We start from the raw sequence: 16,507 nt of genomic DNA, 5'->3' as shown, positions 1-16,507 counted from the left end.
GTCAGCCCCGGCGCAGCCGTTCGGCGGCGGCGAGCACTCCGGTGGCGAGGATGCCGTTGCGGAACCGGCCCGCGAGCACGCCGTCCACCGCATCCGCCAGCGGCACACGCTCCACGCGCATGTCGGCCTCTTCGTCCTCGCGCTCGTAGGCGCTCGGGGCCGGGCTGAGTCCGCGCGCGAGGAAGACGTGGATGACCTCGTCGTTCCCGCCCGGCGTCGTGAAGATGCTCACGAGCGGCTCCAGGGTCTCGGCGACCAGGTCGACCTCTTCCGCGAGCTCGCGACGCGCGGTCTCGATGGGGGGCTCGCCGGCGACGTCCAGGAGTCCGGCCGGGATCTCCCAGTCGCGATGCCGGATCGGGTGGCGGTACTGCTGGATGAGCACGACGCGCTGCTCGTCGTCGATCGCCACCACCGCCGCGGCACCGGGGTGGTCCACGAACTGGCGCGTGATCTCACCGTCGCCGAACCGCACCGTCTCACTGCGGACGTCCCAGACGCGGCCGGAGTAGACCAGCTCGCTCGAGACGACATCGGGCTCGACGGGCTCGTCGCGCAGCTCAGGCATCCTCGACCTCGAACAGCTCGCTCGAGCGGTGCCGGTCCAGCGCCGCCGCGATGAGACCGCGGAACAGCGGGTTCGCCTCGGTGGGGCGGGAGCGAAGCTCGGGGTGGGCCTGCGTGGCGATGTAGTACGGGTGCACGTCGCGGGGCAGCTCGACGTACTCGACGAGGTTGCGGTCGGGCGACAGGCCCGAGAACACCATGCCCGCCTCGGCGATCTGATCGCGGTAGCGGTTGTTCACCTCGTAGCGGTGACGGTGACGCTCCGAGGCCTTCGTCGCGCCGTACACCTCGGCCGCGAGCGATCCCTCGGCCAGCTCGGCCTCGTAAAGACCGAGCCGCATCGTGCCGCCCAGGTCGCCGCCGGCGATGATGTCGACCTGCTCGGCCATCGTCGCGATGACGGGGAACTCCGTGTCGGGGTCGAACTCGCTCGAGGAGGCGCCGGTCAGCCCGGCCTCGTTTCGCGCGTACTCGATGACCATGCACTGCAGGCCGAGGCAGATCCCCAGGGTGGGGATGCCCTGCTCGCGCGCGAACTTCAGCGCGCCGAGCTTGCCCTCGATGCCGCGGATGCCGAACCCGCCGGGAACCACGATGCCGTCGACGGCGGCGAGCGCCTTCTCGGCGCCCGCGGGGGTCTCGCACAGATCGGAGGGGATCCAGGTGACGTTGACCTTCGTCTCCTGCGCGAACCCGCCGGCCTTCAGCGCCTCGGTGACCGACAGGTAGGCGTCGGGCAGATCGATGTACTTGCCGACGAGACCGATCGTCACCTCGTGCTTGGGGTTGTGGACCGCGTCGAGCACCTTGTTCCAGCGCGTCCAGTCGACCTCGTCGGCCTTCTCGGCCAGCCCCAGACGACGGGCGATGTAGGCGTCGAGTCCCTGGTCGTTCAGCGTCGAGGGGATGTCGTAGATGCTGGGCAGGTCGACCGTGTTCACGACACCTTCGACGTCGACGTCGCACATGAGCGCGATCTTGTTGCGGTTGCTCTCGCTGACGGGCCGGTCGCTGCGCAGCACGAGCGCGTCGGGCTGGATGCCGACCTGGCGGAGGGCGGCGACGGAGTGCTGGGTGGGCTTGGTCTTCTGCTCGCCCGAGGCGCCCATGAACGGCACGAGCGAGACGTGGACGAAGAAGACGCTGTCGCGCCCGAGCTCGTGGCGCAGCTGCCGGGCCGCCTCGAGGAAGGGCTGCGACTCGATGTCGCCGACCGTGCCGCCCACCTCGGTGATGATCACGTCGGGGCGGGGGTCCTCGGTCGCCTGCAGGCGCATGCGGCGCTTGATCTCGTCGGTGATGTGCGGGATCACCTGCACCGTGTCGCCGAGATACTCGCCGCGACGCTCCTTGGCGATGACCTGGGAGTAGATCTGGCCGGTCGTGACGTTGGCCGCCTGGCTGAGCTCGATGTCGAGGAAGCGCTCGTAGTGGCCGATGTCGAGATCGGTCTCGGCGCCGTCATCGGTGACGAAGACCTCGCCGTGCTGGAACGGGTTCATCGTGCCCGGGTCCACGTTCAGATACGGGTCGAGCTTCTGCATCACGACACGCAGACCGCGGGCGGTGAGCAGATTGCCGAGGCTCGCGGCGGTCAGTCCCTTCCCGAGAGAGGAGACGACACCGCCGGTCACGAAGATGTGCTTGGTGGTGTCGAGAGAAGAGGCCGCGCGATGAGTGTCCGTCACGGGCTTCTAATCTATCAGTCAACTGCGGGCGAGGCTCAGCAGTTCGCGCGCGTGCTCGATCGCGGCATCCGAATCGGGCAGTCCCGACAGCAGCCGCGCCATCTCCGCCTCGCGTGCACCGCCGTCGAGTCGCCGGACGCTCGAGGCCGTCACCGAGCCGTCGTGGGACTTCACGACCGTCAGATGGTTCGAGGCGAAGGCGGCGACCTGCGCGAGGTGCGTCACGACGATGACCTGACTGTTCTCGGCGAGCCGGGCCAGGCGGCGGCCGACCTCGATGGCCGCGGCGCCGCCGATACCGGCGTCCACCTCGTCGAAGACGAACGTCGGCACCGGGTCGGTCGCGGCGATGACGACCTCGATCGCCAGCATGACGCGACTGAGCTCTCCGCCCGACGCGCCCTTGGCCACCGACCGCGGCTCGGCACCGGGATGCGGCGCGAGCATGATCGTCACGTCGTCGCGACCCGCGGCCGACGCCGCGCCGGGTTCGACGGTGACGACGAGGCGCGCGTCGGGGAGCGCCAGCTCGCGCAGCTCGGCCGTGACGGCGGACCCCAGGCGCTCGGCGGCGGCCACGCGGGCGGCGGTCAGCTCGCCCGCGGCGGCATCGACACGCGCGGTGAGCTCGTCGCGCTCGGCCCGCAGCCTCTCGATGCGGTCGCCGTCGTCGTCGAGCTCGACGAGGCGGGCCGATCCGCTCCGGAGCAGGTCGAGGGCATCGTCCAGGGTGCCGTGCACGCGCAGCAGGGACCCGAGCGCGGCGCGGCGCTCCTCGACGGCCGCGAGCTCCTGCGGTCCTCCCTCGTCGAGGTCGGCGAGGTAGGCGCTGAGGCCGGTCACGAGGTCGGTCGCACGGTAGCCGAGGTCGGCGAGCGGTTCGACGAAGGCCGCCAGCGCGGGGTCGCTCGTCGAGGCACGCTCGACCGCGCGTCGAGCCTCGGCCAGCAGCGAGACCGCGTCCGGGAGCTCGTCGTCGTTCGAGAGCGCATCGTGCGCGACGGCCGCGGCCTCGCGCAGTCCCTCGACGTTCGCGAGCCGCTCGGCCCGCTCGGCGAGGACGGCGTCCTCGCCCGGCTGCGGATCCACCGCCTCGATGTCGGCGATGCGGGCGCGCAGGTCGTCGGCTTCGCGGCGTCGCGACTCGCGGTCGGCGTCGAGCTGGGCGAGCTCCGCGTCGACCGCGCGCCAGGAGTCGTACGCCTCGCGGTACCGTGCGCGGACGGCCACGAGGTCGGGGCCGCCGAAGCGGTCGAGAGCATCGCGCTGGGCCACCGCCGACTTCAGCCGCAGCTGATCGGACTGACCGTGCACGACGATCAGCTGCTCGGCGAGGTCGGCGAGCACGGCTGCGGGCGCGGGACGCCCGCCCACGCTCGCCCGGCTGCGCCCCTCGCTCGAGAGCACCCGACCGAGGTAGAGCTCGGCCCGGCCGCCCCCGATGGGCTCGACCTCTCCCCCGGCTTCGCGCACGCGTTCGGCGACGGGGCCGTTCTCGTCGACGATCCAGACGCCGTCGACGGATGCCTGCGCGGTTCCGGCGCGTACCGCACCGGAGTCCGCCCGCTGCCCGAGCAGCAGTCCCAGGCCGGTGACGACCATGGTCTTGCCCGCCCCGGTCTCACCGGTGATGGCGGTGAACCCCGGCCCCATCGGCAGCGTGGCCTCGGCGATCACACCGAGTCCGCGCAGCCGCATCTCCTCGATCACGACAGACCGCCCAACCGGCCCGGCGAGGGCCCGCGCCAGCCCACCACGGGCAGCCGGAACTTCTGCACCAGACGGTCGGTGAAGGCCGCGGGATGCAGCCGCGCGAGGCGCACCGGCGTCGCCGAGCGCCGCACGACGACGCGCGCCCCCGGGGGAAGCTCGTGCGAGCGGCGTCCGTCCGCCCAGAGGATGCCGGTGCCGTTGGTGCCCGCGCCGACCTCGATCGCCACGGACGCCTCGGGGCTGATCACCAGGGGGCGCGCGAACAGCGCGTGCGCCGAGAGCGGGACGACGGCGACGGCCTCGACCGTCGGCCAGATCACCGGTCCCCCGGCGGAGAAGTTGTAGGCGGTGGATCCGGTGGGGGTCGCGATCACCACACCGTCGCAGCCGAAGGCCGACAACGGGCGGCGGTCGACCTCGAGCACCACCTCGAGCATCCGCTCGCGGCTCGCCTTCTCGACCGTGGCCTCATTGAGCGCCCAGGTCTCGTAGACGACGGCGCCGGTCTCGTCCTTCACCCGCACCGAGAGCGCCATGCGCTCCTCGACGTCGTAGTCGCGGTCGATGGCCCGGCGCACGGCGTCGTCCATGTCGTCGGCCTCGATCTCGGCGAGGAATCCGACGTGACCCATGTTGATCCCCAGCACGGGGGCGGCGCCGCCCCGGACGAGGTCGACCGCGCGCAGGATCGTGCCGTCGCCACCGAGAACGATCGCCAGTTCGAGGTCGGCGACCGTGACGTCGCGATCGAGGGTGAGCACGCCGTCGAGCTCGCCGAGTTCGGCCACCAGCTCGGCCCGGTCGTCGGCCGCCAGCACCGGGCGCGCGCCCGCGCCGGCGAGCGCCCCCAGGACGCGCTGGGCCGCCGCGACCGTGGCGGGACGGCGCGCGTGAGCGACGACGAGGATGTTGCGCTGCGCGTCGGTCATCGGGCTCCCGCCAGTCGGTCCACGGTACGGATCCATTCTGTCGGATTGCCCGCGTCGCCTTCGCGGGCTCGCAGGTGGACGAGGTACTCCTGATTGCCGTGGGTACCCGGCAGCGGCGACGAGGTCACCCCGTGCGTCCCGAGTCCGGCATCCCAGGCAGACCACAGCACGCCGGCGACGGCATCGGCGCGCAACCCCGGCGAGGTGACCAGGCCGCCCTTGACGGCTGTGCGCCCGACCTCGAACTGCGGCTTGACCAGCAGCACGACATCCGTGCGGGGTCCCGCCACCGAGCGGACCGCGGGCAGCACGTGGGTGAGCGAGATGAACGACAGGTCTCCCGTGACGATCTCGGGCGACACCGTCCGGCCGGCCGCCTCGGCCAGCGTGTCGGGGGTGAGGGCGCGGACGTTGAAGCCCTCGACCGGGATCACGCCGGGGTCGGCGGCGATCTCGTCGGCGAGTTGCCCGTGTCCGACGTCGACGGCGACCACCGGCTCGGCTCCGCGCTCACGCAGCACCTGGGTGAACCCGCCCGTCGAGGCCCCCATGTCGAGCGCCACCCGACCGGAGACCTCGATGCCGAAGGCGTCGAGGCCCGCGATGAGTTTGTGCGCGGCCCGACTGACGTAGTGATCGGCGCCCGCGACGACGATGACGGCCTCGTCGGTGACGACGTGCGCGGCCTTGACCACGGCCTTCCCGTCGACGCTGACCAGACCCGACGAGATGAGCCCGGCGGCGTGGGTACGCGAGCGCGCCATACCTCGCGCGGCGAGCGCCGAATCGAGTCGGGGACTCACGCGTTGTCGGACGGGCCGGAGTCGAGCCGTCGCGACAGCTCGTCGTGGAGAGCCGCGTACGAGGCGGAACGCTCACTCAGCGGCTGGTCCTCGATGACGTCGAGGGTCGAGACGAGGTCGTCGCGCCAGCGATCGGCGACGCTCTCGCCGGCGGCGGGGTCAGCGGCATCCATCGACATGACTCCCACGATACGCGTGCTCAGGGACGGTGGAACGGATCCGCGTACAGCCGTTCGGGCACCCGGAACCCGTAGATCGCACGTCCGGTGGACCAGATGGCGGCCGCACCGGCTCGCACGAGGTCGATGGGCCGGTCGCCCTCATCCAGGATGACGATGTCGGCACCGTCGATGCGCACGCTCGCGCGGCCCACCATGGTGATGTCGCCCTTCGTGCGCGTCTCGGGATAGGGCTCGTGCAGTTCGCGGAGATCACCGACGATGTAGGTCGGGCGGGCGTTGCTCGGCGCCGCGAGCACGTGCTTGGGCCGGTCGATGCCGGTGAGCACGAGAGCGGATCGGATGCCGGCGGCCTGAGCACCGGCGATGTCGGTGTCGAGCCGGTCGCCGATGAAGAGGGCATCGCCCGCACCGAAGCGGGCGACCGCCTCATCGAAGATCGGACGCTCCGGCTTGCCCGCGACCGTCGCCAGCCGCCCGACGGCGGTGTGCACGGCCGACACGAGGGTGCCGTTGCCCGGCGCGACGCCCCGGGACTGCGGGATCGTCCAGTCGGTGTTCGTGGCGATCCACGGGATGCCGCCCTGCTCCTCGGGCAGGGCGAGGGCGTACGCCGCCTCCGCGAGCTGCGCCCACCCCACGTCCGGCGCGAAGCCCTGCACGACGGCCGCCGGTGCGTCGTCGGCGGACCGCGTCGGCACGTACCCGGCTTTCTCGAGCTCGTGGACGAGACCGTCCCCACCGACGACGAGGATCGTCGAGCCGACGGCCACGCGATCGCGCAGCAGCCGCATTGCGGCCTGCGGGCTCGTGATGACGTCCTCCGGGCGGGTGCGCGAGAGTCCGAGGTCGCGCAGGTGCTCGGCGACGACGGCGTCGCGCCGTGAGGCGTTGTTGGTGATGTAGCCCAGCCTGCGGGTCTCCCCGGCGAGATTCAGGCTCTCGACGGCATGCGGCAGTGCGCGTGCACCGGCGTAGACGACCCCGTCGAGATCGGCCAGCACCGCGTCGGTGCCGTCGAGCGGTGTCGCCCCGGCGCCGCGGGAGAACAGGCCCATCAGCGGGACGCCTCCTCGTCGGATGCCGCCGGCGCCTCGCTCCCGCCGTCGGCCCGGTCAGCCGTCTCGCCGGTGTCGCCTGTCGCATCGGCCTCGGCCGTGTCGTCGGTGTCGGACGTCTCGTCAGTGTCGGACGTCTCGTCAGTGTCGGACGTCTCGTCGGTGTCGAGAGCCTCGTCGAGCGTCTCGTCGATGTCGTCGACGACGATGAGTTCACGAGCGGCATCGGTCGCGCCCAGCGCGTCCTCCGCAACGACCGCGCGACGCTGCCACAGGGCGGCCTCGTCAGCACGCCCGAGATCCTCGAGCACCGCAGCGCGGGCGGCGAAGAGCGCCGGACTCCACGAGAACGCCCGATCGGGGTCGAGCTCGGGGATGTCGAGCTCCTGCAGGGCGCGCTCGGTCTCGCCGAGATCCAGGCGTGCTCCCGACATCGCGATGGCGAGTTCGACGCGCACCTCGATCGGCAGTGAGGCCCGGTCGACGGCACGTCCCACTTCGAGGGCCCGGTCGGGGCGGCCGACACCGCGTTCGCTGTCGACCATCAGCGCGATCTGGTCGTCGTTGCCGGAGATGCGGCGGTAGGTGCGCAGCTCGCGCAGCGCGAGCGCGTAGTCGCCCGTGGCGTACGCCGTGATGGCGACGGTCTCACGAACGACGCCGACGCGTCCGGCACGACGGGATGCCGCGAGCGCGTGCTCGTGCGCAAGCGCAGGATCCTCGTCGATGAGCTGAGCGACCATCGCGAGGTGGCGAGCCACCTGTTCGGCGTTCTCCTTGCTCAGGGTCTTGAGCTCGTTGCGGGCGGCGCCGGGAAGGTCGCGGGCGGTCACCTCGTCGGGGATCTCCGGCCCGCGCGGAATCTCGCGCCGATCGGACCCCTGCGGGGGACGGGATGCGCGATCGCCGTCACGACGCGGATACGACGGGCGATCCCCGTCGCGGCGGGGACGAGCGTCGCCGTCGCGGCGCGGGTACGAGGGACGATCCCCGTCGCGGCGCGGATACGAGGGACGGTCGCCGTCGCGGCGCGGATACGAGGGACGGTCGCCGTCACGACGCGGACGGGCATCGCCGTCGCGCTGCGGACGCGAGTCACCGTCGCGACGCGGGTAGGACGGACGATCCCCGTCGCGGCGCGGGTACGAGGGACGGTCGCCGTCACGACGCGGCCGCGAGTCGCCGTCGCGCCGCGGACGCGAGTCGCCATCGCGACGCGGGTACGACGGGCGATCACCGTCGCGACGCGGCCGCGAGTCGCCGTCGCGCTGGGGACGGGAGTCGCCATCGCGACGCGGACGGGCATCGCCGTCACGCTGCGGACGCGAGTCACCGTCCCGACGCGGGTACGAGGGACGATCCCCCTCGCGACGCGGCCGCGAGTCGCCGTCGCGCTGCGGACGGGCATCGCCGCCGCGCCGCGGGCGATCGGAGTTGTCGCGGCGCGGGCGATCGGAGTTGTCGCGGCCGGGACGGCCGTCGCGCTTCGGCGCATCGCCGTCGCGACGAGGGCGCCGTGCACCGGAGTCCGCAGCGGAGTATCGGGGCTTGCGCTCCGATCGCGGGCGGTCTTCTTCAGTCACGACGTTCCTTTCGTCCCGGAAACGAGAAATGGCCACCCAGCGTTGGGTGGCCATTTCACGAAAGAAGTCCGGCGGTGTCCTACTCTCCCACAGGGTCCCCCCTGCAGTACCATCGGCGCTGTGAGGCTTAGCTTCCGGGTTCGGAATGTAACCGGGCGTTTCCCTCACGCTATGGCCGCCGAAACACTATTGATGTTTCAGTCTGCACAACGATCAATTCGTTATGCGGTTCTCGACCGTACATCGAGAACCACTCAGTGGACGCAAGCACCAAAAACGGTGTGTTATCAAGTCATCGGCTTATTAGTACCGGTCAGCTTCACGTGTTGCCACGCTTCCACATCCGGCCTATCAACCCAGTAGTCTGGCTGGGAGCCTCTCGCCCGAAGGCATGGAAATCTCATCTTGAGGCCGGCTTCCCGCTTAGATGCTTTCAGCGGTTATCCATCCCGAACGTAGCTAACCAGCGGTGCTCCTGGCGGAACAACTGGCACACCAGAGGTTCGTCCAACCCGGTCCTCTCGTACTAGGGTCAGATCCTCTCAAATTTCCTACGCGCGCAGCGGATAGGGACCGAACTGTCTCACGACGTTCTAAACCCAGCTCGCGTACCGCTTTAATGGGCGAACAGCCCAACCCTTGGGACCTACTCCAGCCCCAGGATGCGACGAGCCGACATCGAGGTGCCAAACCATGCCGTCGATATGGACTCTTGGGCAAGATCAGCCTGTTATCCCCGAGGTACCTTTTATCCGTTGAGCGACAGCGCTTCCACAAGCCACTGCCGGATCACTAGTCCCGACTTTCGTCCCTGCTCGACCTGTCAGTCTCACAGTCAAGCTCCCTTGTGCACTTACACTCGCCACCTGATTGCCAACCAGGTTGAGGGAACCTTTGGGCGCCTCCGTTACTTTTTGGGAGGCAACCGCCCCAGTTAAACTACCCACCAGGCACTGTCCCTGAACCGGATTACGGTTCGAAGTTAGATATCCAGAGTGACCAGAGTGGTATTTCAACAATGACTCCACGGTAACTGGCGTCACCGCTTCAAAGTCTCCCACCTATCCTACACAAGCCACACCGAACACCAATACCAAGCTATAGTAAAGGTCACGGGGTCTTTCCGTCCTGCTGCGCGTAACGAGCATCTTTACTCGTAATGCAATTTCGCCGAGTTCGCGGTTGAGACAGTTGGGAAGTCGTTACGCCATTCGTGCAGGTCGGAACTTACCCGACAAGGAATTTCGCTACCTTAGGATGGTTATAGTTACCACCGCCGTTTACTGGGGCTTAAATTCTCAGCTTCGCCTTGCGGCTAACCGGTCCTCTTAACCTTCCAGCACCGGGCAGGCGTCAGTCCGTATACATCGTCTTGCGACTTGGCACGGACCTGTGTTTTTAGTAAACAGTCGCTACCCACTAGTCTCTGCGGCCTCCACACCCTTTCGGAGTAAATCCTAATAAGTGGAAGGCCCCCCTTCTCCCGAAGTTACGGGGGCATTTTGCCGAGTTCCTTAACCACGATTCTCTCGATCTCCTTGGTATTCTCTACCTGACCACCTGAGTCGGTTTGGGGTACGGGCAGCTAGAACCTCGCGTCGATGCTTTTCTCGGCAGCATAGGATCACCCACTTTTTATCCGCATCGTGTCTCAGCCTATGTGAGAGACGGATTTGCCTATCTCTCGGCCTACGCACTTGCCCCGGGACAACCATCGCCCGGGTTGGGCTACCTTCCTGCGTCACACCTGTTAATACGCTAGCCGCACCAGCATGGGTTCGAGCGTTAGACCGGCCGGCATCACCCCGAAGGGATCCACTCAGCCGGGTTAGGACTCTTAGCACCACTGGATTAGCTTGGGCGGTTCTTCGCCGGTACGGGAATATCAACCCGTTGTCCATCGACTACGCCTGTCGGCCTCGCCTTAGGTCCCGACTTACCCAGGGAAGATTAGCTTGACCCTGGAACCCTTGGTCTTTCGGAGGACGTGTTTCTCACACGTCTTTCGCTACTCATGCCTGCATTCTCACTCGTGTGGCCTCCACGGCTGGTTCACACCGCCGCTTCGCTGGCCACACGACGCTCTCCTACCCATCAACACGGCTGGACCACGAAGGCCTACCAATAATGCTAATGCCACAACTTCGGTGGCGTGCTTGAGCCCCGTTACATTGTCGGCGCGGAATCACTTGACCAGTGAGCTATTACGCACTCTTTCAAGGGTGGCTGCTTCTAAGCCAACCTCCTGGTTGTCAAAGCAACTCCACATCCTTTCCCACTTAGCACGCGCTTTGGGACCTTAGTTGGTGGTCTGGGTTGTTTCCCTCTCGACTATGAAGCTTATCCCCCACAGTCTCACTGCTGCGCTCTCACTTACCGGCATTCGGAGTTTGGCTGACGTCAGTAACCTTGTAGGGCCCATCGGCCATCCAGTAGCTCTACCTCCGGCAAGAAACACGCAACGCTGCACCTAAATGCATTTCGGAGAGAACCAGCTATCACGAAGTTTGATTGGCCTTTCACCCCTATCCACAGCTCATCCCCTCAGTTTTCAACCTAAGTGGGTTCGGTCCTCCACGACGTCTTACCGTCGCTTCAACCTGGCCATGGATAGATCACTTCGCTTCGGGTCTAGGACACGCGACTGAATCGCCCTATTCAGACTCGCTTTCGCTACGGCTACCCCACACGGGTTAACCTCGCCACGTATCGCTAACTCGCAGGCTCATTCTTCAAAAGGCACGCTGTCACCCCTACTAAGGAGGCTCCAACGGTTTGTAAGCAAACGGTTTCAGGTACTATTTCACTCCCCTCCCGGGGTACTTTTCACCTTTCCCTCACGGTACTTGTCCGCTATCGGTCATCTGGGAGTATTTAGGCTTATCAGGTGGTCCTGACAGATTCACACGGGATTTCTCGGGCCCCGTGCTACTTGGGATACTCTTCACGCCAAGAGAAGCATTTCGACTACGGGGTTCGCACCCTCTATGACCAGGCATTCAAACCTGTTCGTCTATACCTTCTTGTAACGTCGACCACTCGGCAGAATGATCAAAAAAGTCCCACAACCCCCAACGTGCAACGCCTGCCGGCTATCACACACGCAAGGTTTAGCCTGTTCCGGTTTCGCTCGCCACTACTAACGGAATCGCGGTTGCTTTCTCTTCCTGTGGGTACTGAGATGTTTCACTTCCCCACGTTCCCTCTACCCGCCCTATATATTCAGGCGGGAGTCACTAGGTCGGCACGCCGCCCAGCGGGGTTTCCCCATTCGGACACCCTCGGATCACAGTGTGCTTATCCACTCCCCGAGGCTTATCGCAGATTGCTACGTCCTTCTTCGGCTCCAGATGCCAAGGCATCCACCGTTTGCTCTTAAAGACTTGAAATCACATGAGTTGAATCGTCAAAAAATTGACTAATGATCTTTAAGATCATCTTCACGACACAACACCCGAAGGTGTCGCATCGAAGATGCTCGCGTCCACTGTGTAGTTCTCAAAGTACGGGCGGTACCCTCCCCCCACACCGACCAGCAGCATGAAGAAAAGGCCCAGAGGTTGCGGACTCTCATCCGGTCCCTCAGGACCCAACAGCGTGCAGGTGCGACACCCGAAACCCTCCCCGTTCCCACCGCAAGCGGCGTACTAGAGAAGAACCTCATCCTTCGCACCATGTCAAATGTTCCACCCATGAGCTCCCAGCGAAGAACATGTGCCTTCGAACTGGGTTCTGGAAGTCCGAAGACTTCAGATGCTCCTTAGAAAGGAGGTGATCCAGCCGCACCTTCCGGTACGGCTACCTTGTTACGACTTAGTCCTAATTACCGATCCCACCTTCGACGGCTCCCTCCACAAGGGTTGGGCCACCGGCTTCAGGTGTTACCGACTTTCATGACTTGACGGGCGGTGTGTACAAGACCCGGGAACGTATTCACCGCAGCGTTGCTGATCTGCGATTACTAGCGACTCCGACTTCATGAGGTCGAGTTGCAGACCTCAATCCGAACTGGGACCGGCTTTTTGGGATTCGCTCCACCTCACGGTATTGCAGCCCTTTGTACCGGCCATTGTAGCATGCGTGAAGCCCAAGACATAAGGGGCATGATGATTTGACGTCATCCCCACCTTCCTCCGAGTTGACCCCGGCAGTATCCCATGAGTTCCCACCATTACGTGCTGGCAACATAGAACGAGGGTTGCGCTCGTTGCGGGACTTAACCCAACATCTCACGACACGAGCTGACGACAACCATGCACCACCTGTTTACGAGTGTCCAAAGAGTTGACTATTTCTAGCCCGTTCTCGTATATGTCAAGCCTTGGTAAGGTTCTTCGCGTTGCATCGAATTAATCCGCATGCTCCGCCGCTTGTGCGGGTCCCCGTCAATTCCTTTGAGTTTTAGCCTTGCGGCCGTACTCCCCAGGCGGGGAACTTAATGCGTTAGCTGCGTCACGGAATCCGTGGAATGGACCCCACAACTAGTTCCCAACGTTTACGGGGTGGACTACCAGGGTATCTAAGCCTGTTTGCTCCCCACCCTTTCGCTCCTCAGCGTCAGTTACGGCCCAGAGATCTGCCTTCGCCATCGGTGTTCCTCCTGATATCTGCGCATTCCACCGCTACACCAGGAATTCCAATCTCCCCTACCGCACTCTAGTCTGCCCGTACCCACTGCAGACCCGAGGTTGAGCCTCGGGATTTCACAGCAGACGCGACAGACCGCCTACGAGCTCTTTACGCCCAATAATTCCGGATAACGCTTGCGCCCTACGTATTACCGCGGCTGCTGGCACGTAGTTAGCCGGCGCTTTTTCTGCAGGTACCGTCACTTTCGCTTCTTCCCTGCTAAAAGAGGTTTACAACCCGAAGGCCGTCATCCCTCACGCGGCGTTGCTGCATCAGGCTTGCGCCCATTGTGCAATATTCCCCACTGCTGCCTCCCGTAGGAGTCTGGGCCGTGTCTCAGTCCCAGTGTGGCCGGTCACCCTCTCAGGCCGGCTACCCGTCGACGCCTTGGTGAGCCATTACCTCACCAACAAGCTGATAGGCCGCGAGCTCATCCCTGACCGAAATTCTTTCCAACTGCTGAAGATGCCTTCGCAGCTCGTATCCGGTATTAGACGCCGTTTCCAGCGCTTATCCCAGAGTCAGGGGCAGATTGCTCACGTGTTACTCACCCGTTCGCCACTGATCCACAGAGCAAGCTCTGCTTCACCGTTCGACTTGCATGTGTTAAGCACGCCGCCAGCGTTCATCCTGAGCCAGGATCAAACTCTCCGTAAAGAAAATTTGCTGACCCCGATCGGAAAAAGACCGGAGCAGCGAGTTTGATGCTGACCAAAGAGATAAATCATTGCTGACTATCCATTGCCTCCCCGAAGGAAGGTCTTTGATCCAAAGGAATCTCACCCCACCGAAGTGGAGACGAGGTTATTTGGCATTTGACAAGTGCACGCTGTTGAGTTCTCAAGGATCGGACGCTCCCCCAACTGACCTCACAGCCAGCCCAGAGGGCAACTTCACAACCATACCCACCCCGCGCGCTTCTGACTGCTTCGGAGATCGAGCTCCGCGACAGTCGAAGACTGATGTTCGGGGTGGAGTTTCCATCCTAGACGCAAGCGTCTTGTTCTCGCAAGGAGGTTTGGGATGGGATTCGTTCTCCGCTTGAGGGGGCGTAGGCCTTCCGGCCTTCTCGCTCTTCCCTGTGGGGCGAACAAGTAATAAGTTACGCGGCGCGGGCCGACGTGGCAAAGCGGAGTGACATCCCGGGCGTGTCGCGCGGGCGCCGACGCCGCGGGATCCCTGTCACGACGCGGAAAACGGCGGATGCCGCGACCCATCGGCCGCGGCATCCGCCGTCGTCGCGCGAAGCGCTCACTCCCACTCGATCGTCCCCGGGGGCTTGGACGTGACGTCCAACACGACCCGGTTGATGTCTCGCACCTCATTGGTGATGCGGTTCGAGATCTTCGAGAGCACGTCGTAGGGCAGCCGCGTCCAGTCCGCCGTCATCGCGTCCTCGCTCGACACGGGTCGCAGCACGATCGGATGCCCGTACGTCCGGCCGTCTCCCTGCACCCCCACGGAGCGCACGTCGGCGAGCAGCACCACCGGGCATTGCCAAATCTCGGAGTCCAGCCCCGCCTTCGTCAGCTCGGCGCGCGCGATGGCATCGGCCTCACGCAGGATCTCGAGACGGTCAGCGGTGACCTCGCCCACGATGCGGATTCCGAGGCCGGGCCCCGGAAACGGCTGACGCCCGACGATCGCCTCGGGCAGCCCGAGCTCGCGACCGATCGCCCGCACCTCGTCCTTGAACAGGGTCCGCAGAGGCTCGATCAGCTCGAACTGCAGATCTTCGGGAAGACCGCCCACGTTGTGGTGGCTCTTGATGTTCGCGGTGCCGGCGCCTCCACCGGACTCGACGACGTCGGGGTAGAGCGTCCCCTGGACGAGGAACCGGATCGGCTCACCGTCCGCTGCCGCCTCGGCCATCAGGTCGCGTTCGGCCTGTTCGAAGGCGCGGATGAACTCCCGCCCGATGATCTTTCGCTTCTGCTCGGGGTCGCTCACACCCGCGAGCGCCTCGAGGAAGCGTTCCCGAGCGTCCACCGTGATCAGTCGCACGCCGGTCGAGGCGACGTAATCGTTCTCGACCTGCTCGCGCTCGCCCTTCCGCAGCAGACCGTGGTCGACGAAGATCGCGGTGAGCTTGTCGCCGACAGCCTTGTGGACGAGGGCCGTCGACACGGCGGAATCGACACCTCCCGAGAGCGCCGAGATCACCCGTCCCGAGCCGACCTGCTCCCGGATCCGGTCGACCTGCTCGGCGATGACGTTGCCGCTGTTCCAGTCGGCGGGGAGCCCCGCGGCCTTGTGCAGGAAGTTCTCGATGACGCGCTGGCCGTGATCGGAGTGCTTCACCTCGGGGTGCCACTGGACCCCGTAGAACTTGCGCGCATCGTTGGCGAAGGCAGCCACCGGCGTCGCCGCCGTCCGCGCGAGGACGTCGAAACCGTCGGGAGCCCGCGACACCTGGTCGCCATGGCTCATCCACACGTTCTGCTCGGGCGGCTGCCCTTCCAGCAGCGTGCCCTCGGTCACCACGGTGGCATCGGTCGCACCGTACTCGCGCAATCCCGTGTTGGCCACCTCGCCGCCGAGCGCCTGCGCCATCACCTGGAAGCCGTAGCAGATGCCGAGCGTCGGCACCCCGAGGTCGAACACCCCGGGGTCGAGCGACGGCGCGCCCGGTTCGTACACCGACGACGGACCCCCCGAGAGGATGATCCCGACAGGATCCTTCTCGGCGATCTCCTGCGCCGAGGCGGTGTGCGGAACGAGCTCGCTGTAGACGCCGGCCTCGCGGACGCGACGGGCGATCAGCTGCGCATACTGCGCGCCGAAGTCGACGACGAGGACGGGCCGCTGGGACGTTTCGGTCTGAGTGGTCACCGGGTGCCTTCCGTGGCGGGGATGGATGCGGCGGACTCCGCGGCTTCGCGCTCGGCGAGGTAGGCCCTCACCTCACGCCCGACGCGGGCCTCCATGAAGAACGAGAGGGCGGGGACGACCCCGCCGAGGGCGAGCAGGATGAACCGCGGGAACGTCCAGCGCATGAGACTCCACACGCGGAAGCACGCGAAGAGGTAGACGACGTAGAACCAGCCGTGCACGACGAGGATCGCGAGCGAGATGTTGAATCCGTCGCCGGTCGAGATCATCTCGCACGAGTTCGTCTGCGGCACGAACAGCGACCACCACTCGCAGTCGGCTCCGGCGATCACGGGAGCGAACCAGAGCAGACCGCCCGTCCCGCCGGCGAAGAGCTCGAGGTGGATGGGCGTGTACTTCAGGATCATCTCCGCCAGCAGCAGGAGCAGACCGACACCGGTGATGACCGAGCAGATCTGGTAGAAGCGCAGGGCGTTCCGGATCGCCGGGAACGTGGCGAGTTTCGGGGCGCGAGGCATGCGGTCCA

At 65.8% G+C, this 16,507-nt stretch carries 10 protein-coding genes and 3 rRNA genes; all 13 read right to left on the bottom strand.

Features of this window, described 5'->3' with window-relative positions:
• Position 1 precedes the first annotated feature (1 nt).
• A complete protein-coding gene (locus HW566_RS11590; RefSeq protein WP_178013046.1) occupies positions 2-568 on the bottom strand; it encodes an NUDIX domain-containing protein in 567 nt (188 codons plus the stop codon).
• The gene (locus HW566_RS11585) at positions 561-2,255 is read right to left on the bottom strand and encodes a CTP synthase (RefSeq protein ID WP_178013044.1); all 1,695 of its coding nucleotides are present in this window, start codon (positions 2,253-2,255) and stop codon (positions 561-563) included. The genes HW566_RS11590 and HW566_RS11585 overlap by 8 nt, the downstream gene beginning before the upstream one ends.
• Positions 2,256-2,273: 18 nt before the next feature.
• Positions 2,274-3,965, bottom strand: a complete 1,692-nt coding sequence (gene recN / locus HW566_RS11580; RefSeq protein WP_178013042.1) for a DNA repair protein RecN — start codon at positions 3,963-3,965, stop codon at positions 2,274-2,276.
• Positions 3,962-4,897, bottom strand: coding sequence for an NAD kinase (locus HW566_RS11575; RefSeq protein ID WP_178013040.1), 936 nt, complete (start codon positions 4,895-4,897; stop codon positions 3,962-3,964). Before HW566_RS11575 ends, recN begins: the two co-directional genes overlap by 4 nt.
• The gene (locus HW566_RS11570) at positions 4,894-5,700 is read right to left on the bottom strand and encodes a TlyA family RNA methyltransferase (RefSeq protein WP_178013039.1); all 807 of its coding nucleotides are present in this window, start codon (positions 5,698-5,700) and stop codon (positions 4,894-4,896) included. The genes HW566_RS11575 and HW566_RS11570 overlap by 4 nt, the downstream gene beginning before the upstream one ends.
• Positions 5,697-5,879 (bottom strand): hypothetical protein, encoded by a 183-nt coding sequence (locus HW566_RS11565; RefSeq protein WP_178013037.1) that lies wholly within the window; start codon positions 5,877-5,879, stop codon positions 5,697-5,699. Before HW566_RS11565 ends, HW566_RS11570 begins: the two co-directional genes overlap by 4 nt.
• Positions 5,880-5,899: 20 nt before the next feature.
• Positions 5,900-6,937, bottom strand: coding sequence for an HAD-IIA family hydrolase (locus HW566_RS11560; protein ID WP_178013035.1), 1,038 nt, complete (start codon positions 6,935-6,937; stop codon positions 5,900-5,902).
• Positions 6,937-8,520, bottom strand: coding sequence for an MSCRAMM family adhesin SdrC (locus tag HW566_RS16125; RefSeq protein WP_256728682.1), 1,584 nt, complete (start codon positions 8,518-8,520; stop codon positions 6,937-6,939). The genes HW566_RS11560 and HW566_RS16125 overlap by 1 nt, the downstream gene beginning before the upstream one ends.
• Before the next feature lie 66 nt (positions 8,521-8,586).
• A 5S ribosomal RNA gene (gene rrf, locus HW566_RS11550) occupies positions 8,587-8,703 on the bottom strand.
• Between the two features lie 100 nt (positions 8,704-8,803).
• Positions 8,804-11,909 (bottom strand): 23S ribosomal RNA (locus tag HW566_RS11545).
• 375 nt (positions 11,910-12,284) lie between these two features.
• Positions 12,285-13,806, bottom strand: a 16S ribosomal RNA gene (locus tag HW566_RS11540).
• Together the 16S, 23S and 5S rRNA genes form the textbook arrangement of a ribosomal RNA operon.
• Positions 13,807-14,400: 594 nt before the next feature.
• Positions 14,401-15,981 carry a glutamine-hydrolyzing GMP synthase gene (gene guaA / locus HW566_RS11535; RefSeq protein WP_178013033.1) on the bottom strand — a complete coding sequence of 527 codons (1,581 nt, stop codon included), beginning with the start codon at positions 15,979-15,981 and terminating at the stop codon, positions 14,401-14,403.
• Positions 15,978-16,499, bottom strand: coding sequence for a DUF3817 domain-containing protein (locus HW566_RS11530; RefSeq protein ID WP_178013031.1), 522 nt, complete (start codon positions 16,497-16,499; stop codon positions 15,978-15,980). The genes guaA and HW566_RS11530 overlap by 4 nt, the downstream gene beginning before the upstream one ends.
• Between the last annotated feature and the right edge of the window lie 8 nt (positions 16,500-16,507).

The sequence above is a fragment of the Microbacterium oleivorans genome (assembly GCF_013389665.1).
Lineage (GTDB): Bacteria > Actinomycetota > Actinomycetes > Actinomycetales > Microbacteriaceae > Microbacterium > Microbacterium oleivorans_C.
This window is presented reverse-complemented; position numbering and strand designations above follow the sequence as displayed.